Below are 21,260 nucleotides of genomic sequence, written 5' to 3' on the forward strand. Positions count from 1 at the left end.
ATGTTTACTCAATGGAAAAAAGAGTGGTTCCTGCAACCAAAAGCGGATTTGCTGTCCGGAATCGTCGTTGCCTTGGCACTCGTTCCGGAAGCAATCGCGTTTTCGCTGATTGCTGGCGTTAATCCGATGGTCGGTTTATACGCTTCCGTCATCATTGCGATCGTCATCTCGATTGCCGGCGGTCGTCCCGGAATGATTTCAGCTGCGACCGGTGCGATGGCACTCGTCGTCGTCCAGCTCGTCAAGGACCATGGTGTCGATTATTTACTAGCTGCCGGTATCCTTGCCGGAATTCTACAAATCGCGTTCGGATTTTTAGGAATTGCTAAGTTATTACGGTTCATTCCTCGATCCGTCATGGTCGGATTCGTCAATGCTTTAGCGATTTTGATTTTCTCGGCACAACTGCCGCAGTTCGAAGGACAGAACTGGATCATGTACGCAATGGTCGCCGCATCACTCGCCATCATCTTGTTATTCCCACGCGTGACGAAAGCGATCCCGGCACCACTCGTTGCGATCACGATCATGACAGTGTTGACGGTCGTCTTCTCACTTGATACACGAGTCATCGGGGACATGGGGCAAATCGAAGCGGCGTTACCAAGCTTCTTCCTGCCGGATGTTCCGTTCTCGCTTGAGACGCTCCAAATCATCTTCCCGTATGCTTTGTCACTTGCATTCGTTGGGTTGATCGAATCGTTGCTGACAGCACGAATCGTCGATGAGATGACGGATACGACGTCGAACAAAGCGATGGAATCACGCGGACAAGGAATTGCGAACATCATCGCAGGTATGTTCGGTGGCATGCCGGGCTGTGCAATGATCGGTCAATCGGTCATCAATGTCACGTCGGGTGGGCGTGGTCGCTTGTCGACGTTTACAGCAGGTGTGTTTTTAATGCTGTTGATGTTTACGATGAATGATCTATTGATGACGATTCCGATGGGAGCACTCGTCGGCGTCATGTTCTTCGTCTCGTATGCGACGTTTGACTGGGGATCATTCAAGATGCTCAAGACGTCACCGAAGAGTGATTCTGCTGTCATGCTCGCAACCGTTCTCGTCACCGTATTGACGAACGATTTATCAATGGGTGTTCTTGTCGGAATCTTGCTTGCTGCGTTATTATTTGCGTCAAAAATTTCTCGTATTCAAGTCGAGCGCAAGGAGCAAACAGATCGAGTCCGTTATACGATTCGTGGACCGTTGTTCTTCGCATCGACGACAGCATTTGCAGAACAGTTTCAGCTCGAAACTGATCCATCGTCTGTCATCACGCTCGATTTCTCAGCGTGTCACTTGTTTGATGATTCCGCTATCGAAGCGATCGAAAACGTCGTCTTGAAATACGAGCGACTTGGCAAAAAAGTTGAACTCGTTGGATTGAACAAAGAGTCGCAGGCTCTTGTTGATCGACTAGCTCAGCGGATTGCGTAACGAATTTTATAAAAGGGGTGGCATTCCTAGGTACATTGGGAATGCCACCTCTTTCTATTGTCTCGACGAGTCATATACGCACTATGTATCCAATAATTGTATGATGTGATAAGGTGTAAGCTATTAAAAAAGAAAGTTATTATGAACTAACGTTAAAAACTTTAATTCAACTCACTTTAATAAGTAAACGAGGTTCACTAAATGAAAAATTACCATTTGAATAGAATACTCAATTTAAGGACAGTCGAAGCATATTTTTTGAGAGATGGTTATTTAACACCACCTATGTATTGCCTAATACTCATTGACTATCAACGTCCTAGCACTATTGACGATTTTCCTTATTTAAAAAATATTGATGGAATCTCGGAAGACGACTTTGGATATGATAATTTTATAAAAGCAATCATTATTTCACCTGAGGAAGTTACTCAAGAAACGTATGATGAATTATGTACCGTGGCAGGTGGTTTTTTAGAGGATAAAGAAGAGTGTCGATGGAATTTGGATATTGAAGTTATTAGTAATTTCAAACATAAAAATAATTTGGATGACATTTTTCCTTTACTCCAAAATGTATTAGAAAAATACAAGTGTCCTATAAATATTCATCATATTCCTATAGAAAAATTTAACTTCTTATCACAGGAATAAATGAGTATGATGTTTTAACATTCAAACCTACTACTCGTCCGATATGATTTATAAGATATCTATATGATCTTCAACTGTTGAAACGAACTAAAAGTCAAAGAATGACTGAATACCATGTATGAATTATGTTTTATCACTAAAAATAATAGCAAAACGATTTGAGGATTGAACATGTGCTGGAGAGGATAAGTGCGACGTGCTTTCAGTTTCGCTATACTAGAAACAAAAGGGGGCATTTAGGATGAAATGGTTTCGATTTGAGCAAGAAGGAAAAGTAGGTATCGGGGTTGAACGGGATGGCTCTACATATGATGTGACGGCACAAGTCTATACGGATTCATTGTTTGAAGTGATTTCACGTGAGTTCGAAGTTGACCTTGATTTAGATATCGCGCCACTACTTAAAGGGGATGTACGACAGCTCGCACCTTATGTACCAGCACGAAACGTCATCTGTGTCGGCAAGAACTACGCCGATCACATCAAGGAGATGGATACGGCGGGAGCGGGGAAATTCGTCTTGTTCACGAAAGCACCGACATCGATCGTTGGTCCGTTCGAACCGATTGAGCGGCATGCGAATTTGACGCAGCAACTGGATTATGAAGGTGAGCTTGCTATCATTATCGGCACGACGGGGCGTGATCTGACACCTGAGAATGCACTTGATCACGTGTTTGGCTACAGTATCGTCAATGATGTGACAGCGCGGGACTTACAAAAAGAACACGTCCAGTTCTTCCGTGGCAAATCACTCGATGGGTTCTGTCCGTTCGGACCGGTCATCGTCTCAGCGGACAGCTTTGATCCGCGTGACGTCCTTGTCGAGACGCGTGTGAACGGGGAACTCCGTCAATCGGGATCAACGGCCTTGATGTTGCGTGATGTCGTAACGATTTTAGTTGAAGTGTCGCGCGGGATGACGCTTGAAGCAGGGGACATCATTGCGACAGGCACTCCGGCTGGTGTGGGTCACGGCATGAAACCACCGGTCTACCTTCAGACAGGGGATGTCGTCGAAGTATCGATTGAAGGAATCGGTCGCTTGCAAAATGAAGTCCAGTGAACGAAGATGACTGAAATGACCGATTTTCATTCACCACTTTCCGAATTACTTTGGAAAGTGGTTTTTTATTTTGTGAAAATCGTCAAAAATTTAAAAAATGATTGATTCTAACCAACAAAACAGTCATAAAATGACCGTTTTTGATGTATAATGAAACTATAAGAACGGTTTCATGTCGAAAAAAGTCGTATTTTGAACGTTTTATAAAGAATTTATATAAATTTTGAACGTTTTTGATTGATTTTTAGATGTAAACGCTTTATATTAAAGATGCGGAGGGAAACCTTATGTTAACCAAAAAACGCCATCAACTCATCCTTGAGCTTTTAGCCCGAGAAGAAGTCGTCAAGATGCAAAAGATCGTCGAACAAACCGGTGCGAGTGAATCCACGATTCGTCGGGATTTATCACAACTCGAGACAGCAGGTCATCTGCGTCGGGTGCACGGGGGCGCAACAGCGAACCATTTGCAAATTGAAGAACCGAGTTATTTCGAGAAGAGTGACCAACACGTCGAAGAGAAGGAGCGGATCGCGCGAGCGGCTGCCGACCTGATTGAAGACGGGATGTATGTCTATCTCGATGCCGGAACGACGACGCTTGCCATCGTTCCGTATCTCGAAGAGAAGGCGATTACGGTCGTAACGAACAGTCTTCCTCTAGCGAACACGTTACTCTATCACCGTATCCCGACGTTCGTCGTCGGAGGGCAACTCAAGCATTCAACGCAGGCACTCGTCGGTTACAACGCACGTGAAGGAATGTTGATTTACCATTTTGATGTCGCGTTCCTTGGGATGAACGGTGTTCATCCGGCACAAGGCTTCACGACACCGGATCCGGAAGAGGCACTCGTAAAGAAGACAGCGATCGAATTAGCAAAACAATCGTATGTACTCGTCGATGAGACGAAGCTGGATGCGATCAGTTTCAGTCGGGTGGCGTCCTTGCAAGCGGCGACGATCATCACGACGACATCCAGTGAGCAAGAAGCGAAATACAGTCAATACACAGAGGTGGTGAACGCGAAATGATTTATACACTGACACTCAACCCATCCATCGACTATTATGTCACGTTACCGGTATTTGAGGCAGGACAAGTCAATCGTGTCGAACAGGCGGAAAAAGTGGCCGGAGGGAAAGGGATCAACGTCTCTCTCGTCCTAAAAAACTATGAGGTGGAAACACAAGCACTCGGATTCCTTGGAGGAAGTACCGGACAATTCATCCGGACGGAACTTGAGAAACGAGGCGTGTTGACGGACTTCACACCGATTCAAGATGAGACGCGGATCAACGTAAAGATTCGCGCCGATCAAGAATCTGAGCTGAATGCAGCGGGACCGAAGATTCAACCGGAAGAGCTGGAGCATTTATTATCCCGATTCAAGACGATGGAAGCCGGTGACATCGTCGTCTTCGCAGGTAGTATCCCAAGCAGTCTGCCGCATGATCTCTATCGTCATATCGCGACGATCCTGAATGAACGGAACGTCCGCTTCGCTGTCGATACGACGAAGGAAGCGATGCTTGAAGTCTTACCGCTCGGTCCATTTTTAATCAAGCCGAATCACCATGAACTCGGTGAAATCTTCGACGTCGAGATTACGTCGAAGGAGATGGCCGTTCCATACGCCCAACAGCTCGTCGAGCGAGGTGCCGAGAACGTCGTCATCTCATTTGCAGGAGACGGAGCACTGCTTGTCAATCGTGAAGGTGCCTATACGGCAAACACACCGGCAGGGAAGCTCGTCAATTCCGTCGGTGCTGGAGATTCACTCGTCGCTGGATTCGTCGCCAGCCACGCGCTCGGTAAATCACCAGAAGAAGCGTTCCGCTATGCGGTGACGACTGGTAGCGCGTCTGCTTATTCCTTTGGTCTTTGTACGAAGGAAGATATCGATCGTCTCATCAAAGACGTCAACGTCGTTGAACTCATTCAATCCTAAAAGGAGTGTGACTACTCATGAAAATTACTGATCTCTTGACACGTGATACGATTCAGCTCGATTTACAAGCGTCATCTAAAGCCGCTGTCATCGATGAACTCGTCAACGTCCTCGATCGGGCAGGAAAACTGAACGATCGCTCGGCATATAAAGAAGCGATTCTCGCACGGGAAGCGCAAAGTACGACAGGTTTAGGGGAAGGCATTGCCATTCCACACGCAAAAACAGCAGCAGTCAAAACACCAGCGATCGCTTTCGGTCGTTCGGCAGGTGTTGACTACGAAGCACTCGATGGTCAACCAAGTCGGTTGTTCTTCATGATCGCAGCGGGTGAGAACGCAGATAATGCGCACCTTGAAACACTTTCGAAACTATCGGTTTATCTGATGGATATGAACTTCCGCGATACGATCCTTGCGGCTAAAACGAAAGACGAAGTCATCGCAGCAATCGAAGCGAAGGAACGTGAAGAAGAAGGTCCAGTTGACGTCTCAAGCGACAACGTTGACCAAGACGCACCGTATATCCTCGCTGTCACAGCTTGTCCGACAGGGATTGCACACACGTATATGGCGGCTGATGCCCTTCGCCAAAAAGCAGAAGAGATGGGTGTCCGCATCAAAGTCGAGACGAACGGATCGACAGGCGTCAAGAACGGTTTGACACAACAAGACATCAACGATGCGACAGCGATCATCGTCGCTGCGGATAAAGCGGTTGAGATGGATCGTTTCAACGGGAAACACGTCGTTGAAGTACCGGTCGCACAAGGAATTCGTAAACCACAAGAATTAATTAACCGTGCCGTCAAACAAGACGCACCTGTCTACAAAGCGAGCGGTTCAAGCGAAAGTTCAAAACCAGCGCGTGGTGGATTCTACAAACACTTAATGAGTGGGGTATCCGCAATGTTGCCACTCGTCGTCGCTGGTGGTCTCTTGATTGCGATCAGCTTCTTCTGGGGAATCAACTCTGCGAACCCGGATGATCCGTCATACAACGAGTTCGCTGCTCAGTTAATGTCGATCGGGAAAGCTGCATTCGGTCTCTTGATTCCGATCCTCGCCGGATTCATCGCGATGTCGATCGCTGATAAACCAGGTCTTGCTCCTGGTCTGATTGCTGGTTTCCTTGCAAGCAACGGTAATGCTGGTTTCCTCGGTGGATTGATTGCCGGTTTCCTTGCTGGTTACGTCGTGCTCTTGCTCGTTAAAGTCCTCAAAGGTCTCCCAGCAGCACTTGAAGGAATCAAACCAGTCTTACTCTATCCATTGTTTGGTTCATTCATCACAGGGATGATCATGTTGCTCGTCATCAATGAGCCGATCGCGAAGTTCATGACATGGCTCACGGATTCGTTGAACGGGCTCAGCGGTGGGAACGCAATCCTCCTCGGTATGCTCGTCGCAGGTATGATGGCAATCGACATGGGTGGTCCAATCAACAAAACAGCATATGTTTTCGGTACAGCTGCTCTTACAGCAGGTAACACGGAAGTCATGGCAGCCGTCATGGCAGGTGGGATGGTTCCACCACTCATCGTGGCTTTCTCATCAACATTATTCGCACGTAAGAAATTCACACCGCAAGAACGTGAAGCAGGTATCGCTGCTTACGCAATGGGTGCATCGTTCGTCACAGAAGGTGCGATTCCATTTGCAGCAGCCGATCCACTCCGCGTCATTCCTTCAAGCGTCATCGGTTCAGCTATCGCTGGTGCATTGACGATCGTCTTCGGCGTCTTGCTCCCAGCACCACACGGCGGTATCTTCGTCTTCCCGTTACTTGATGGTCCATCAGGTACGGTCATGGCAATCGTCGGTTACGCGGGTGCGATCCTCATCGGTTCACTCGTCGGTGCGGCAATCCTATCCTTCCTCAAAAAACCACTTGTTGACCAATCGGTCGCGAAAGCGGAAATGACAGAAGGAACAGGTACGAAAGCATCATAATTCATCTAAATCCTCTCCGTTTTCAAGCGGAGGGGATTTTTTGTTGAATTTTGACGGCTAACGGTGAAGAATAGAGGGCATACTGAATAAGAAGGAGGGATGGACATGGGTGGACAATCCTTACAAATCGGACCACGGACCATCAAGACAGGTCTTGCGGTCATCTTGGCGCTGTTGATCAGTAATCTGTTCAACCTCAGCCCGATCCTGCCTGCAATCTCGGCAGCGACGACACTCCTGCCTTCGGTCTATCAGACATGGAAACAATTTCTCGAGGAAGCAGAGGCCAACTTGATTGGTGCCTTTTTGACGTTACTCGCACTTTGGATTTTAGGGGATAATCCAGCCAATCCGCTCGCGATCGGAATCGTCATCATGGCAGCAATCTCGATTTTGCTAGCCTTTGGTTTCGGGCGGACGATTCCACACGTCGTTTTGATGATCATCGTCATTCTCGAAAGTGTGGCGACAGCGACCGAGCCACTTTGGCAAGTCGTCCTGATCCGTTACTTGCTCGTCATGCTCGGGATCGGCTGTGCGCTTGGCATCAATGCGCTGATCTTCCCGCCGCGCTATGGCAATGTCTACTATCAAAAAGCGACGAAACTCTTCGAAAAGCTGCTCGTCGTCACGCGAGCGATTGCCTTCGAAGGCAAGGTCGCCCCATATCGGGCGGCAATCGATAAAATGTCAAATTCGCTCCTTGAGACACAAAACTTGTTCAACCTACACAAGGAAGAGATTCGAGGAACGCGTCAGAAGCACGCCTCGCTCTTACGGAACCTCTTGATTCTCAAACATATGCAATCGTGCCTCGAACGTGGTGTCGCGACGGCAGAGCGCTTCAAAGAGCGAGAGAAGGCCCTTGACTCGATTGCGGACGATCTTCGGAGTGAATTGTTTTATCACTTGATGCATATCGCCCAGCGACAAGAGAAGGTCTTGCTGACATATGATCTCTTGTTGACGGAAGAACCACTCGCAATGGAGGATCTCGTCAAAGAGAACATCGCCTTCGTTAAGCACTCTTTCCTTGACCGCGATGAACTCGAGGAAGAAGTCATCATGGAAATCTTACCGATCGTCGTTTCGATGAATGAGTGGATCCAAGAGCTTGAAGCATTCGAAAAACGGCTCAATGGTGCGCTTCGTCGTCATATCACATCACTGACGATCGAACAAAAATCAGTCCGTGATAAAACATTTAATCGATTTAAACGTAAAAAAGCCATTGACGAAAGTAAAAAGTAAGCGTATAGTCCTCCTTAACGATACTTTACTTGCTAAAAGCATAACAGTATAACAGCATAACAGAACGAAAGATTAAGCGATGATGAAACCGAAGTAAAGACCATCTCCCTGTTTCAGAGAGCACGTGGCGCTGCGAACGTGTACACAGATGGTGTTGAATTACAGTTTCTGAGCTTCTTGCGTAAGCGAGCGGAGCACACCGTTATCCCAATCATAAGTGACTCAGTCGATGACTGGGTAATCAGGGTGGTACCGCGGCTTTCGTCGCCCCTGTCGAACAATATGTTCGGCAGGGGCTTTTTTGTTATCTCACATTCATTCAAGGGGGAACTCATATGTCTACACCAATCATTCCAAGTCATTTACGTCCACACGTCGCACCACAGCACTACGAAGACTACACGCCAACGGATCATGCCGTTTGGAGATACGTCATGCGACTGAATTTAAATACGTTACAAGATACAGCACATCCGGCATACCTCGAAGGGCTTGCTGCATCGGGCATCAGCCCGGAACGGATTCCGGACGTGCGTGAAATGACAGCGAACCTAAGCCGTGGAGGCTGGGGAACAGTCGCTGTTGATGGTCTCATTCCTGGCGTCGCCTTCTTCGATTTCCAAGGGCACGGACTCTTGCCGATCGCGACCGACATTCGGAAGGTCGATAACATTCTCTACACACCGGCGCCAGATATTTTGCATGAAGCAGCGGGGCACGCGCCAATCTTGATGAATCCGGTCTACGCGGAATTCGTTCGACGCTTCGGTGAGATCGGGGCACATGCCTTTAATCATAAAGCCGAGCATGACGTGTTCAAGGCACTAAAGAAATTGACGATTGTCAAAGAGAGCCCGTTCTCGACGCCAGCCGACATCGAGCAAGCTGAAGTCGAACTCGCGGAGACACGGACACACGTCAAAGGAATTTCGGAAGCGAACGAAATCTCACGTCTGTTCTGGTGGACGGTTGAATTCGGTCTGATTGGTAATATCGACAACCCACAAATCTACGGGGCAGGTCTTTTATCATCCGTCGGTGAAAGTCGCCACTGCTTAACGGACGCGGTCGTCAAACATCCATTCTCACTTGAAAAAGCACTTGCAACGAAACATGACGTGACGAGCATGCAAAAAGAACTCTTCGTTTGTGAATCGTTCGAACAACTCCGCGATGCACTTGAAGAATTCGCACAGTCGATGTCTTACATCCGCGGTGGCATCCACGGACTAACAAAAGCGGTCGAATCGGGTAACCTGTCAACGCTCGTCTTCGACAGTGGTCTCTCGCTCGTCGGTGTTCCTGAAACGCAAGAGATTCACGATTCGCTTCATCTCGTCAAACTAACAGGTCCGACAGCGCTTGCTGCGAACGGCGAAGTGTTGACAGGTCAAGGACTTGCAGATCATCCGGAAGGCTTTACACTCCTTCACGGCAAGGAATTGAACGAAGTATTGATGCAAGTCAAAGTCGGTGAACGTCTCGACTGGGCGGAAGGAAATGTTCGCGTCACAGGGGACATCACAGCGATTCAAAACGTCAATGGAAATCGGGCGCTCGTCGTCTTAGAAGCAGCGACGCTTGCAAACGACGGGAAAATGATGACGATGGACCGGATGGAATTGATCGTCGGTGACATCACGTCAGCATTCCCGGGAACGGAAGTTGAAGCACTGAAGCCGATTCCGGAAACGGTCGAGTTCGAACGAATCGAACGTCCGTTGACAGCGGCTGATCCGATCTTCGAAGTCGTCCGCGAGATTCGCGAAGGTCGTGCCGGACGAGAACAGTTACCGCAACTGATCGATCAGACACTCGTCCAGTTACCGGACGCTTGGTTACTCCGTCTTGAATTACTCGAGTTAGCGGATGAAGTCGATCAACCACGTCTGATTGCAGATCTCGAGCGCTTAAAAGCGACATCTGAGCAGCGAGATGAATTGATCACGCGTGGGATGGCCTTACTCGACGTCGTTCATCAATGAGTCGAACTCCGGTTCTGAACCTGTTAGAATGGAGACATTCGGTAAAAGGGGATGATCGGTTATGACAAATTATTATCAAGACGTAAAGGAATTCCACCGTGTGTTTTCACACCCTGGCGCAACGACGCCAACACCTATGACGGTCAATCGTGGAATCAAACGCTCGACCTGGACGGCAGAAGAAGCGGTCGTTGAGTTCCTGCATCAATCGGCGACGAGTGAAGCAGAATTTCTCGAAGCGATCGAACGTTTCAATTCAGGACTTGATACAGCGGTCGAAAAATCGCTTCAGATGAAACAACCCGAAACAGATGTCGAACGGCTCGTCGGACAAGGGGATGCCTTGACGGACGCCCTCTACTTCATCATGGGAAGCTTCGTTGAGATCGGGCTTGATCCGGCTCCATTGTTCGAGATCGTCCAGCGTGCGAACATGGCGAAGCTTGGACCGGACGGAAAACCAATCTTCCGGGAATCGGACCAAAAGGTCATGAAACCGGAAGGCTGGCAACCACCGGAACCACAATTAGAAGCAGAAGTGCGTCGGCAAATCGCTGTAGCTTCGAGTACGTCGAAAGCGTGATTCATGACGATAAAAAGAGAGGGATGACTGGTCTGCGAACCGGTCATCCCTCTCTTGTTGTATTTATTCACTTTTGACTTGATAACGCGATAAATCGAGTTGACGGACGGTCAGGAACTCGACCCCTTCTGCTTCAAGTGCCAGTCGCTGTTCATCGCCTTCAAGCGATAGTTTTCCGCCAGCAGCGAGCACGCGGTGCCACGGTAGACGTTCCGTCTTACTCATACTGTGAAGAATCCGCGCTACTTGTCGGGCGCTACGCGGATGGCCGGCGAGTCGAGCGACTTGCCCGTACGTCATGACCCGACCAGCAGGGATCGAACGAATGATAGTCAGGACATCTTGCGTGAATGGTGTCATGTTTCGTCCGTAGCAACGACATACTGTTGAATCTTATCGTCTTCATCAAAGCCGATTGTCACATCGATGATGCCTTGTTGCAGGCGAATCTGGAGTTCGAGACGGTCCTTGATATCGTCCGCTTGTGCGATCGTCAACGTCGGGTCGACTTCAATCTCGACTTCGACGTGGAAATGATCGCCTTCCTTAATGACTTCTAGTTTACTAATGTCCTTGACGTCAGGGTCCTTCATGATTAGTCCGCCGAGACGTGCTGCCATCGTCTCATCGGCTTCACCCAGTGCACCAGCTGCGTTTTGCAGGAAGACATTCCCGACGACGTAAAACATCATCAGTCCGATGAGGATCGAAGCAATTCCTTCTGCCTGATGGAACGGTGTCACATGCGAGATGATGACGGCGAGCATCGCGACGACGCCACCAGCCGTTGCGACCAAATCTTCTAGGAACACAAGGCGTGTGGCTGGTTTCGCTTGTTTGAGTGAGCGGAAGCTGTCAAGAATCAAGCGTGGTCCTTTCGAGTCTAACTTCGCATCGTGCGCGATCTCTTGCATCGCTTTAACAAATACGCCACTCTCTAAGACGACACCGACGAACAAGACAGACAACGTAATCCAAAAGCCAGTTGATTCTGTCGGTTCGATGATGTGGGCGATCCCTTCATGAATCGTCTCGTACGCCATGATACCGACGAAGAGGATGGCACCGAGCAAGACGAGATTGACGAGACGACCGAAGCCGTTCGGGAAACGTTTCGTCGGTGCCTTTTTACTGAGGGCAGAACCGATGAAGACAAAAAATTGGTTAGCAGCGTCCCCGAGCGTATGCATCATCTCCGCGAACATTGCGACATTTCCCGTCAGGACGTAGGCAATTGCCTTGATGATGGCGATGACGGAGTTAACGATGCCTGCCGTCAGCGCCGACCGGTTTCCCCGGCGTAATAACGTAAAAAATTCTCCCATGATTGTACTCCTTTTAGTTAAGTTACATATTAGTTCATTTTATTATGTTACATCATTTTGAGAAAAACGACTATCTTCACACGAAAAAACCCACGCAAGCTGCGCGGGTTTAACTCGTCAAGACAAGTCGACTGTTTTATTGATTTCGTTCTCATCGTCTTTGCCGACGACTTTCTTCAAGACTTGTTTGACGGACTTCGTCGTGTTTCCCGTTTCCCAGTATTCAGCAGCTTCCGTGTTGACCTTGATCAAGACGACTTTCGGATCTTCGTATGTCGTTCCAAGGTATGCTTCGTAGCGTGGACTCCAGAGCTCTTTTTTTCGTTCGATGTCTTCGACGAGTTCTGCTGTCCCACGAATCGAGACGTATGATTTGTCGACGTACGCGACGTTAACGCTCGGATTCTTAAGTAGTTCTTGGTACTTGTCTGTTTCTTTTGAAGTGAGGAACCAGAGGTCGCCATCAAATTCGATATCCTGTGTCTGCATCGGACGCGATACGAGTCCTTCTGCTGAAATCGTCGTCAGCATCGCTGTTTCGATTTTATCAATCAGTTTCTTGACCGTTTCGACTGCTTCTTGATTCGTAGTATGGGTTGACATGTAACTCCACCTCATTCGTTAGATTTTTATGCTCACTTAGGCATTGTTCCCTGAATTTCAAAATGAAAACGTCCCCATGATAGAAAGAAGCAGTTTCGTTGCACCGTACAACGAGGAGGCGTACAGTGTAGGTACGCATTCGAAAGAAAAAGGAGAGACATACATGAAACTTAGTATTTTAGACCAATCCCCGGTCTCTAAAGGACAATCGCCATCTGATGCCTTACACGAAACGGTCGAGCTCGCGAAAATCGCGGACGAACTCGGCTACCATCGCCTGTGGGTATCCGAACACCACTTCGCTAAAACATTGGCTGGTTCAAGCCCGGAAGTCTTGATCGCTTACATGGCGGCAGTGACGAAACAGATTCGCCTCGGTTCAGGCGGTGTCATGCTGCCGCATTACAGTGCTTATAAAGTCGCGGAGAACTTCCGTGTCCTTGAAGGGCTTGCACCGAACCGGATCGACCTTGGACTCGGTCGGGCACCAGGCGGTATGCCGCTTGCGACACGTGCGTTGCAAGAAGGATCGTCGCCACGTTTTGGTGGAGCCGATTACGGCGAACAACTCGATGATCTCGTCGATTACTTGAAAGACGGAGCACCTGCCGGACACCGGTTCGCGGGACTCGTCGCAACACCAGAAGTCGATACGACACCAGAAGGTTGGTTGCTTGGATCAAGTGGGGGTAGTGCCTTGAACGCTGCGCAACGCGGATTCGGATTTGCCTTTGCCCACTTCATCAATGGACAAGGTGGACAAGAAGTGATGGACTACTACCGTCATAACTTCATGGCGACGTCGTTCAATGAGACACCACAAACGCTCGTCTCGATCTTCGTGACGTGTGCTGAAACGACGGAAGAAGCAGAACGGTTAGCTTCAAGCCTGGATCTGTCACTACTCCTACTTGAAAAAGGGGTCTCGTCGACAGGAACGCCAACTCCAGAAGAGGCAGCGGCGTATCCGTATACGTTCCAAGACCAATTCCGGATCGCTGAAAACCGGAAGCGGATGATCGTTGGTAACCCGGAATCCGTTGCAAAACAATTGCAAGAGCTCGCTGATTCCTACGGCACAGACGAAGTAATGATCGCTTCGATGATCGCTGACAAGGAAGCAAAACAACAATCATTGAAATTAATCATGGATGCCGTCAAAGCGGCGGTCTGACCGATACGCACGTCCTTTCTCACGAAGTGAGGGAGGACGTGTTTTTTGCGTCTGCTACGGGAATGCTCTCGGATAAGATGTCATTACGAAGTCGGAGGAATCCGAATGATGCTGCACCGAATAAGCCGACTGTACCGACTCCAAGTAGCACGATGATAGATACATGATCACTGAGTAAACCAAACAATAGGGTACCGATCGGCATCATCGCCATTGCAATGGATTCCAGCACACCGATGACACGTCCGAGGTAAGCCGGATCGGTCTGTTTTTGAACGATGAGCTGCAGTGGAATGTTCATCCGTAAGACGAGCATGCCGTCGATGAACAATAGAATCATGAAAAAAGGTAATAGTAGAGCAGATGGAACATAGCCGAGTAGGGCAAGTGCAGGAAGCGCATAACAAGAGGCGATTAAAAAGAGCGACTCGAATATCGTGCGTAACGGACGTTTCACCGTAAAGCGAGGTAAGGCAAGAAGCAACGAAGCGACAAGAAGACCGGCACCGAGTGCGGACTCGACCAGTCCAAACCGAAATGGTGTGAATTGCAGTCGATCGAGCAAAATGATTGGTAACAGGATTTCGAAAGCGACAAAAAAGAAGTTCAGGACAATCGCCATCAGGACGAGTGTCGTCAAGACCGGTTGACGGAACAGATAACGGTAGCCCTCTTTAAACTCCGAGACGAAAGACGGAGTATCGGTAGTAGCCAGAGGAGAGGTATCCACTGCAAGAAAGCGGAGGCGGCTATTCCACCAGGCAGCAGAAGCAAACAAGAGGAACGGTAAGATCAAGAATTGCGTGATGGAGACAGTGGCGATAAGCAATCCCGCAACGAGTGGAGCGGTGATCGTTGAGGTCGATTGAATCGTCGAGAAAAGCGCGTTTCCGCGTTGTAACTCATCTTCTTCTACGAGTCGCGGTAACGAGCTTGATAAGGTGACGGATAGGAACGTCGACAGGCTCGTCAAGAGGACACTAGCAACGATGTAATGAACGGTATGTAGAGGGGCTTGTAGCGAATAGAGCAGAAGTCCGAACAAGACGAGTGCACTTAAGCTTTCGGTCATGACGATGATTCGTTTCCGGTTCCAACGATCAGCGAGGACACCAGCAACCGGTGAGAGTAAAATTCGTGGCACTGATCCTGCAAGCAGGACGAGCGCAAACTGAAAACCAGACGATGTTTCCCGTAAGACGGTCAGTCCAGCGACGAACGTAAAGAGACTTGCCGCAAATAATGAACAAAACTTTCCGAATAAGACACGCTTTAAATTAAATGACATCCTGTTCACTCCTTCAGAGTTAAATTTTATTGAACTTTAGTGTAGAATAAAGGAGTGGAAGAAAAATGTAAAGATAAAGTTCAATAAAATTTAACTTTTATGATAAAAGGAGTGACAAGTGTGTTAGGGGAACGTATCAAACAGATCCGAAAACAGAAAAAAATGACGCAAACGGACGTTGCGACCGGCATCATCACGAAGTCGATGCTCAGTATGGTCGAGAACGGGAAAGCGACACCGTCAGTGCCCGCACTACAGGCGATTGCTAGGCGATTACAAGTTACGGTCGAGGAATTGATGCTCGATCCGCGGGATGTTCGGATGCGGGAACTCCTTGAAACAATCCGTTCACGAGATACCTCATATCATTCGGACGAAAAAGTTCGAGAAATTCTGCATCCGTATTTAGTGCCAGAGACAAACTCTTACTGGCAAGGACAGGTCTTTCAGGAATATGGGGATGCCCTCCGAACGTCTGACCCTGAGCTTGGTTTGACATATTTCGAGAAGGCAGAGCGAGTTTTTCAACAGCTTGGTCGTCAAGATGAACAATTACTTGCCCAAATCGCAAAAGTTTACTTTTTATTCAATCTCAAACGGACGAAGGAAGCGTATGAGCTGATCGAAGCAATGGATATACCACGTGAGATTCCACTTGCACCGAAAACCTATTTAAAGCTTCAAATCCTGCGTGCGCTCCGAGCAAGTTTGTTCGATGATCACTACACAGAAGCGATCGCCTTATTGCGTGAAGGGGTTCAGTATATGCGGGAGCAAGATGTCTATTATCATGTCATTTCGTTTCAACGTTTCCTCGGATTGTTTTTATATCTAGAAGGGGAAATCGAACAATCACGGCAAGAGTTTGATCGACTGGAGCAGTTTTTTGCATTTAGTGAAACGACTGCCGTCGGACGAATCGAAGTCGATTTAACGAAAGGACTCATCGCGATTTTTGAAAACGATACGGACGGCATGCAAATGGCGTGGGAAAAACTCGTCACTGTGGCGATCGATGACGCGAAGCATTACATCGGACAACTCGAAGTCCATCTCCTTGTCAACGGCATCGAATTACCGAATCAGACGCTGCAGCAGAGCGTCGATAAGATATGGGAGATGCAAGATGCGTGGCTTGCCGCGAGTGGATTCGACCAAGCGATGATGCTACAGACGCTCGTACTAGCGATGCAACGAGGGATTGGTCAGGAACGGCTGGAGGATGTCATTCGATTGAAGGATGATCTTCAAAGCGAACGACTCAAAGGCGATCTTGAGCGAGAGATACAAGCATTGGTTAAGGTTCAATGACAAAAAAACAGGCATGAGGCGAGTGCGCTTCATGCCTGTTCGTGTGAGGATGTCGTTCTTCTGAAAATCAATAAGACGCATGCGGCGACGGAAATGATCAAGTGACCGATATAGACGTCTCCCGTCTGGATATAATGCAAGAGCATCGAGCCACCAAAAATCAATAAGGCAAGAAAGAGAAGCCGAACATACAGTGTTTTGTAAGACATGCAGACACATCCTTTCCATATCCAGTATATCCTAAAGTGAAGTGGTAAGACAAAAAACATCCACCCCGAGGGATGGATGAGGAAAGTTTAAAGTGATTTAAAGCCTAATAGTTTTTGCGTCCAGTAACGTTCCGATACACGGCTGATACCTAAAGCAGGTTCATTTGCATGAATGAACTGATCATTGTTCAGCATGATGCCAATATGTGTCGGACCAGCGGCATAGGTGTTTTCGAAGAAGATGATATCGCCACGCTTCGGTTGACGTAATTTTGATAACTTCGCTCCGAGATACCGATCATCGTTCCAGTAACCGTTGACGTTCGTCCGTCCGACAGCATAGCCAGCGGCATTCAACGTGTAATTCACAAAACCAGAGCAATCGAATCCACCATTGACGGGGCTACTTGATCCCCAGACGTATGGTGTACCAAGATATTGTTGCCCAATCGAGATCGCACGTTCCATCAATGTCGAACCAGGTACGGTCGTCACAGGAGGTGGTGGCGTGACCGGAGGCGTCGTCGTGACGGATCCCGTCGTGATGTAACTCTTCGCAACATAGTAGAGACCCGTTCCAATCTTGATCTGGTACCAGCCGCTATCTTTTCCTGTCGTTTCACCTGTGACATTGACCGTTGAGCCGTGTCCGACTTGCGTGAAGACTTTAGAAGACGTCGAAGGCAATGTGCGGACGTTCAGCCCGGTTGGGGCATTGACGCGATACGTCTTCGAAGCATCAACCGGCGTCACAGAGACTCCGGGAGTCGTTGGTGTTGTTGGTGGCGAAGCTTTTGTTGAAGCTTTGACATAAGTTGAAGCAACATACGCTTCTTTTCCGTCGAGCTTGACTTGGTACCACGAATCAACGGCACCTGTGACATCGAGTACTGTCTGATGGGGTAATGTCTTGTAAATTTTTGCGTTCGTTGCTGCAGCAGTCCGTGCGTTCAAGCCTTCCTTCGCATTAACCGTGTAGATCTTCGAGCGATCGACCGCTTTAATGACGTTCTTGACGGGTGTCGTCGTAGCAGGTTTTGACATAGACGTTACTTTCACTGTCTTTTTATCAACTAATGATGCATGGATAAAAGCTACTTGCTTCTTATACGTGATTTGATACCAATCACCGGATTTTTTCGTAACAGTCAGAACGCTATTTTTTGCCAGTTTTCCGAGTGATTTCGAACTCGTCGTTGCTTGTTGGCGGACGTTGACAGCATCGGTGTTCGTTATGTAGGTCGTCGTTGTCGTAGTCTTTACTGTCGTCGCCTTGACGTATGCTGAAGTGATGAAGGCTGGTTTTGACTGGTAACGGATTTCGTACCAGCTGTTGACCTTCTTGACTGCTGTCAGCTTCGTTCCTTTTTTCAGTGTCGTGATGACCTTCGCGGAAGTCGAGGCAGCCGAGCGAATGTTGACGTTATCCGTCAATGTTAAGGTCGTTGACGCAGCAGAGACCGGTCCGGTTGAACTGATCAAGGCGATCGTCGTAAGAGCGAGAAATGTCTTCTTCACGTGACGTAGCTCCTTCCAAATAGATAGGTAAAAATCGTTGTTACCATTTTGTCATAAAAAGTGCTAATTCCCCTGATTTTAAAATATATTTTTGTTCTAAAAAACTACGCGGTTGTTTTAATAAAAAAATGAATAGCTCGATACAGTATTTTCAAAAAAGTTCGAGTACACTAGAAGTACTCGGAAGGAGGCTACACATGTTACGCCGTTTTTATCAATATTATATCCCGCATAAACGTTTATTTTGGCTTGATTTTATATCTGCCTTATTCGTCGGGGTTTTAGAACTTGCTTTTCCACTCGCTGTCCAGTGGTTCATCGACTCCTTGTTGCCAAACGGTGAGATGAACTGGATCATCCTCGTCAGCGTCGGACTATTAGCGCTCTACATCATCAGCACGTTGATGCAGTTCGTCGTCAACTATTTTGGACATAAGCTCGGAATCAATATCGAGACCGATATGCGTCGTCAACTGTTCAGCCATGTGCAGAAACAGTCGTTCCGCTTCTTCGATAATACGAAGACGGGTCATATCATGAGTCGGATCACGAATGATTTGTTTGATATCGGGGAACTTGCCCATCACGGTCCGGAAGATGCCTTCATTGCCGTCATGACATTGCTTGGTGCGTTCTCGATCATGTTGACGATCAACGTACCACTCGCGCTCGTGACGATCATCGCCGTACCATTCCTGATCTGGCTGATCAGTTATGCGAACGTCCGGATGAATAAATCGTGGGACCGGATGTATGGTAATATCGCGGAAGTCAATTCGCGCGTCGAGGACAGTGTTTCTGGTGTCCGTGTCGTCCAGTCATTCACGAACGAAGCTTACGAAATCGAGCGTTTTGAAAAAGACAACGCGACGTTCCGGCAGTCGAAGATCAATGCCTACAAGGTCATGAGTAAGAGTCTATCCGGCATCTACTTGACGACCCGTTTGATGACGCTTGCCGTCTTAGTCGTCGGTGCCTACTTGACGTATCGCGAAGCTTTAACGGCAGGGGAACTCGTCGGATTCATTCTTTATATGAACATCCTGCTGAAGCCAATCGACAAAATCACCGCATTACTTGAGATGTATCCAAAAGGGATGGCTGGCTTCAAACGCTTCCTCTCGATGATTGATGAGGATGCATCGATTCCGGATGCGCCAGACGCACTCGTCGTTGATCGGTTGAACGGTGGCATCACATTCAAGGATGTGGCGTTCGGTTATGAAGCCGATCGTCTCATTCTAGAGAATATCAATCTGACGGTCGAACCGGGTCAGACAGTCGCGTTCGTCGGAACATCAGGGGCAGGGAAGACGACGATCTGTTCGTTGATTCCACGTTTTTACGATGTTCTAGATGGCGCAATCACGATTGACGGAATCGATATCCGGCAGATGACCAAGGAGTCTCTGCGACAACAAATCGGGATCGTCCAGCAGGATGTCTTCTTGTTCTCAGGGACGATCGCTGAAAATATCGCCTACGGTGACCTGAATGCGACGCACGAAGACATCGTGCAAGCGGCGGAACGTGCCCATCTCGGTCCGATGATCGCGGATCTTCCGGATGGGTATGCGACACAAATCGGCGAACGGGGACTCAAGTTATCGGGTGGGCAAAAGCAACGACTTGCCATTGCACGGATGTTCCTTAAGAACCCGCCGATTTTGATTCTCGATGAAGCGACGTCTGCGCTCGACACGGAAACGGAAGCACTGATCCAAGAATCGCTCGCCGAGTTGTCCGAGAACCGGACGACGCTCGTCATTGCCCATCGTTTAGCGACGATCCGGAATGCGGATAAGATTTTCGTCGTTACGAAGGACGGCATCGTCGAAGAAGGCTCGCATGACGAACTGATGAATCAAGGTGGTTATTTCTCCCGGTTGTTAGAGAGACAACGAGTTTGAATCGATTTGAAAGATTGGAAAGCAATGGACATGTTCCGTTGCTTTTTTTGTTCGTTCAAAAATAAGATTGTGTATGCTAATTTTAGGGAAAACGATTTATAGAAAAGAAGGCGAGGTGGAAGGATGTACGGTCAATTCTGTGAGAACTATGATGAGAGTTATCCCGTCTTGCGGGAAGAGACGTCACATGATTTCCATCGTTTTTTTGCACTGTCTTACACGATTCATGATACTGTCTTTGAACAAACTGTATATGAAAGACTAATGCGGACAATCAAACACAAGACATCGCGTTTTTCAGCGCTTCGGAGCCGTTATACGCCGTTACTTGTCGCCCATGTTCAATTGAATAGCACGGATCCCGATGTTCTCATCGAAGAGATCATCGTTGCGGAAAAGAAGATTAAACATCGCCTGATTCGTGATAAAGGGGTTCGTCCATTTTTTGCTCTCAACGAAGTATTGAATCGGCGTCAAGGAATCGATGCCTTTCCCTATATGGAACGGCTGCACGCGACACGACCTCATCTAAATGTAGCAAAGCAGTACGTCGTGACATCGACCTTGCTTGAACAGCAGCCATTACCAGAAGAATTTCTAGAGCGGGTCAATACATCGGAAGAGTGGCTCGCGCAATTCATGGAACGAACGAGTGAACGTGTCATTACGGCGCAAATCTTAGCGGCGCATCCAGATCCTTCAGCGCAACAGGAACGAATCATTGCGTGGCGGGAACTGTTAGAGCGGAGAGAGATCATCATCTGGGATCGTTTAATGCCAATTCTTGCGTTACTCCCTACAATGGAACGTGTCGACTGGATTTATGTGACCCGGATCGTCGACAGGGAGCGGGCACGGAATCGATTTTCAGACGAGGTCAACTGGTTGATTGCCTTTCATTTGTTGCTCGCTAAAACAGGTGTGACACGAGTTCAAGCCACGTTGTTATTGCTGGCTGCACTAGAGTTGACGAAAAAACCGTAAAACGAAAAACGAACGAGGAGTGGCGCGCGCCATTCCTCGTTCGTTTGGTTTAG

19 protein-coding genes and 1 other annotated feature are annotated in these 21,260 nt (G+C 48.2%); of the genes, 13 read left to right on the top strand and 6 right to left on the bottom strand.

The genetic code is table 11. From position 1 onward, the window contains the following. The 9 genes from N179_RS01995 (at position 1) to N179_RS02035 (ending at position 10,885) form a co-directional block, all read left to right on the top strand. Positions 1-1,443 (top strand): SulP family inorganic anion transporter, encoded by a 1,443-nt coding sequence (locus N179_RS01995; RefSeq protein ID WP_075642063.1) that lies wholly within the window; start codon positions 1-3, stop codon positions 1,441-1,443. Between the two features lie 201 nt (positions 1,444-1,644). Then, the gene (locus tag N179_RS02000) at positions 1,645-2,097 is read left to right on the top strand and encodes a hypothetical protein (RefSeq protein WP_075642064.1); all 453 of its coding nucleotides are present in this window, start codon (positions 1,645-1,647) and stop codon (positions 2,095-2,097) included. Positions 2,098-2,338: 241 nt separating this feature from the next. After that, a complete protein-coding gene (locus N179_RS02005) occupies positions 2,339-3,163 on the top strand; it encodes a fumarylacetoacetate hydrolase family protein (RefSeq protein WP_055967146.1) in 825 nt (274 codons plus the stop codon). A gap of 287 nt (positions 3,164-3,450) precedes the next feature. Beyond that, positions 3,451-4,197 carry a DeoR/GlpR family DNA-binding transcription regulator gene (locus tag N179_RS02010; protein WP_023467728.1) on the top strand — a complete coding sequence of 249 codons (747 nt, stop codon included), beginning with the start codon at positions 3,451-3,453 and terminating at the stop codon, positions 4,195-4,197. Then, entirely contained in the window at positions 4,194-5,114 is a 921-nt protein-coding gene (gene pfkB / locus N179_RS02015) for a 1-phosphofructokinase (protein WP_023467729.1), read from the top strand. Before N179_RS02010 ends, pfkB begins: the two co-directional genes overlap by 4 nt. Before the next feature lie 17 nt (positions 5,115-5,131). After that, positions 5,132-7,066, top strand: a complete 1,935-nt coding sequence (locus N179_RS02020; RefSeq protein ID WP_023467730.1) for a PTS fructose transporter subunit IIABC — start codon at positions 5,132-5,134, stop codon at positions 7,064-7,066. 105 nt (positions 7,067-7,171) lie between these two features. Continuing rightward, on the top strand, positions 7,172-8,317 hold the full coding sequence (locus tag N179_RS02025; RefSeq protein ID WP_075642065.1) for an FUSC family protein: 1,146 nt from the start codon (positions 7,172-7,174) through the stop codon (positions 8,315-8,317). Positions 8,318-8,387: 70 nt separating this feature from the next. Continuing rightward, positions 8,388-8,592 (top strand) — a binding site (T-box leader). A 60-nt stretch (positions 8,593-8,652) separates the two neighbouring features. Further along, the gene (locus N179_RS02030) at positions 8,653-10,302 is read left to right on the top strand and encodes an aromatic amino acid hydroxylase (RefSeq protein ID WP_075642066.1); all 1,650 of its coding nucleotides are present in this window, start codon (positions 8,653-8,655) and stop codon (positions 10,300-10,302) included. A gap of 61 nt (positions 10,303-10,363) precedes the next feature. Then, positions 10,364-10,885 (top strand): pyrophosphohydrolase domain-containing protein, encoded by a 522-nt coding sequence (locus tag N179_RS02035; protein WP_075642067.1) that lies wholly within the window; start codon positions 10,364-10,366, stop codon positions 10,883-10,885. Between the two features lie 63 nt (positions 10,886-10,948). Here the strand turns inward: N179_RS02035 and N179_RS02040 are convergent, their stop codons facing one another. The 3 genes from N179_RS02040 to N179_RS02050 form a co-directional block, all read right to left on the bottom strand. Further along, positions 10,949-11,245 carry an MGMT family protein gene (locus N179_RS02040; protein WP_035398153.1) on the bottom strand — a complete coding sequence of 99 codons (297 nt, stop codon included), beginning with the start codon at positions 11,243-11,245 and terminating at the stop codon, positions 10,949-10,951. After that, the gene (locus N179_RS02045; RefSeq protein ID WP_035398151.1) at positions 11,242-12,210 is read right to left on the bottom strand and encodes a cation diffusion facilitator family transporter; all 969 of its coding nucleotides are present in this window, start codon (positions 12,208-12,210) and stop codon (positions 11,242-11,244) included. Before N179_RS02045 ends, N179_RS02040 begins: the two co-directional genes overlap by 4 nt. A gap of 117 nt (positions 12,211-12,327) precedes the next feature. Then, complete coding sequence (locus N179_RS02050; RefSeq protein ID WP_023467736.1) at positions 12,328-12,813, bottom strand: pyridoxamine 5'-phosphate oxidase family protein; 486 nt, start codon at positions 12,811-12,813, stop codon at positions 12,328-12,330. Positions 12,814-12,976: 163 nt separating this feature from the next. On the opposite strand from N179_RS02050, the gene N179_RS02055 reads away from it, so the two are divergent. Continuing rightward, the gene (locus N179_RS02055; RefSeq protein WP_035398148.1) at positions 12,977-13,987 is read left to right on the top strand and encodes an LLM class flavin-dependent oxidoreductase; all 1,011 of its coding nucleotides are present in this window, start codon (positions 12,977-12,979) and stop codon (positions 13,985-13,987) included. A 19-nt stretch (positions 13,988-14,006) separates the two neighbouring features. Here the strand turns inward: N179_RS02055 and N179_RS02060 are convergent, their stop codons facing one another. Next, positions 14,007-15,275, bottom strand: a complete 1,269-nt coding sequence (locus N179_RS02060) for an MFS transporter (protein WP_058265185.1) — start codon at positions 15,273-15,275, stop codon at positions 14,007-14,009. A gap of 120 nt (positions 15,276-15,395) precedes the next feature. Here N179_RS02060 and N179_RS02065 point away from each other — a divergent pair, with 120 nt between their 5' ends. Beyond that, positions 15,396-16,586: a helix-turn-helix domain-containing protein gene (locus N179_RS02065; RefSeq protein ID WP_052017177.1), complete on the top strand. Its 1,191-nt coding sequence runs from the start codon at positions 15,396-15,398 to the stop codon at positions 16,584-16,586. 29 nt (positions 16,587-16,615) lie between these two features. Here N179_RS02065 and N179_RS02070 read toward each other — a convergent pair whose 3' ends face one another. Both N179_RS02070 and N179_RS02075 read right to left on the bottom strand, forming a co-directional pair. After that, positions 16,616-16,795: a hypothetical protein gene (locus tag N179_RS02070; protein WP_035398144.1), complete on the bottom strand. Its 180-nt coding sequence runs from the start codon at positions 16,793-16,795 to the stop codon at positions 16,616-16,618. A gap of 87 nt (positions 16,796-16,882) precedes the next feature. Continuing rightward, positions 16,883-18,313, bottom strand: a complete 1,431-nt coding sequence (locus N179_RS02075) for a C40 family peptidase (protein ID WP_035398140.1) — start codon at positions 18,311-18,313, stop codon at positions 16,883-16,885. Positions 18,314-18,510: 197 nt separating this feature from the next. On the opposite strand from N179_RS02075, the gene N179_RS02080 reads away from it, so the two are divergent. Then, on the top strand, positions 18,511-20,223 hold the full coding sequence (locus N179_RS02080; RefSeq protein WP_023467742.1) for an ABC transporter ATP-binding protein: 1,713 nt from the start codon (positions 18,511-18,513) through the stop codon (positions 20,221-20,223). A 123-nt stretch (positions 20,224-20,346) separates the two neighbouring features. Then, positions 20,347-21,207: a DUF4003 family protein gene (locus N179_RS02085; RefSeq protein WP_055967159.1), complete on the top strand. Its 861-nt coding sequence runs from the start codon at positions 20,347-20,349 to the stop codon at positions 21,205-21,207. The last annotated feature ends 53 nt before the right edge of the window (positions 21,208-21,260 follow it).

It is taken from the genome of Exiguobacterium indicum HHS 31 (assembly GCF_001939065.1).
Lineage (GTDB): Bacteria > Bacillota > Bacilli > Exiguobacteriales > Exiguobacteriaceae > Exiguobacterium_A > Exiguobacterium_A indicum.

Bases quoted from the DNA above. Each gene is read 5' to 3' on its own strand.
- N179_RS01995 (WP_075642063.1), top strand. From the start codon at position 1: ATGTTTACTCAATGGAAAAAAGAGTGGTTCCTGCAACCAAAAGCGGAT.
- N179_RS02000 (WP_075642064.1), top strand. From the start codon at position 1,645: ATGAAAAATTACCATTTGAATAGAATACTCAATTTAAGGACAGTCGAA.
- N179_RS02005 (WP_055967146.1), top strand. From the start codon at position 2,339: ATGAAATGGTTTCGATTTGAGCAAGAAGGAAAAGTAGGTATCGGGGTT.
- N179_RS02010 (WP_023467728.1), top strand. From the start codon at position 3,451: ATGTTAACCAAAAAACGCCATCAACTCATCCTTGAGCTTTTAGCCCGA.
- pfkB (WP_023467729.1), top strand. From the start codon at position 4,194: ATGATTTATACACTGACACTCAACCCATCCATCGACTATTATGTCACG.
- N179_RS02020 (WP_023467730.1), top strand. From the start codon at position 5,132: ATGAAAATTACTGATCTCTTGACACGTGATACGATTCAGCTCGATTTA.
- N179_RS02025 (WP_075642065.1), top strand. From the start codon at position 7,172: ATGGGTGGACAATCCTTACAAATCGGACCACGGACCATCAAGACAGGT.
- N179_RS02030 (WP_075642066.1), top strand. From the start codon at position 8,653: ATGTCTACACCAATCATTCCAAGTCATTTACGTCCACACGTCGCACCA.
- N179_RS02035 (WP_075642067.1), top strand. From the start codon at position 10,364: ATGACAAATTATTATCAAGACGTAAAGGAATTCCACCGTGTGTTTTCA.
- N179_RS02040 (WP_035398153.1), bottom strand. From the start codon at position 11,245: ATGACACCATTCACGCAAGATGTCCTGACTATCATTCGTTCGATCCCT.
- N179_RS02045 (WP_035398151.1), bottom strand. From the start codon at position 12,210: ATGGGAGAATTTTTTACGTTATTACGCCGGGGAAACCGGTCGGCGCTG.
- N179_RS02050 (WP_023467736.1), bottom strand. From the start codon at position 12,813: ATGTCAACCCATACTACGAATCAAGAAGCAGTCGAAACGGTCAAGAAA.
- N179_RS02055 (WP_035398148.1), top strand. From the start codon at position 12,977: ATGAAACTTAGTATTTTAGACCAATCCCCGGTCTCTAAAGGACAATCG.
- N179_RS02060 (WP_058265185.1), bottom strand. From the start codon at position 15,275: ATGTCATTTAATTTAAAGCGTGTCTTATTCGGAAAGTTTTGTTCATTA.
- N179_RS02070 (WP_035398144.1), bottom strand. From the start codon at position 16,795: ATGTCTTACAAAACACTGTATGTTCGGCTTCTCTTTCTTGCCTTATTG.
- N179_RS02080 (WP_023467742.1), top strand. From the start codon at position 18,511: ATGTTACGCCGTTTTTATCAATATTATATCCCGCATAAACGTTTATTT.
- N179_RS02085 (WP_055967159.1), top strand. From the start codon at position 20,347: ATGTACGGTCAATTCTGTGAGAACTATGATGAGAGTTATCCCGTCTTG.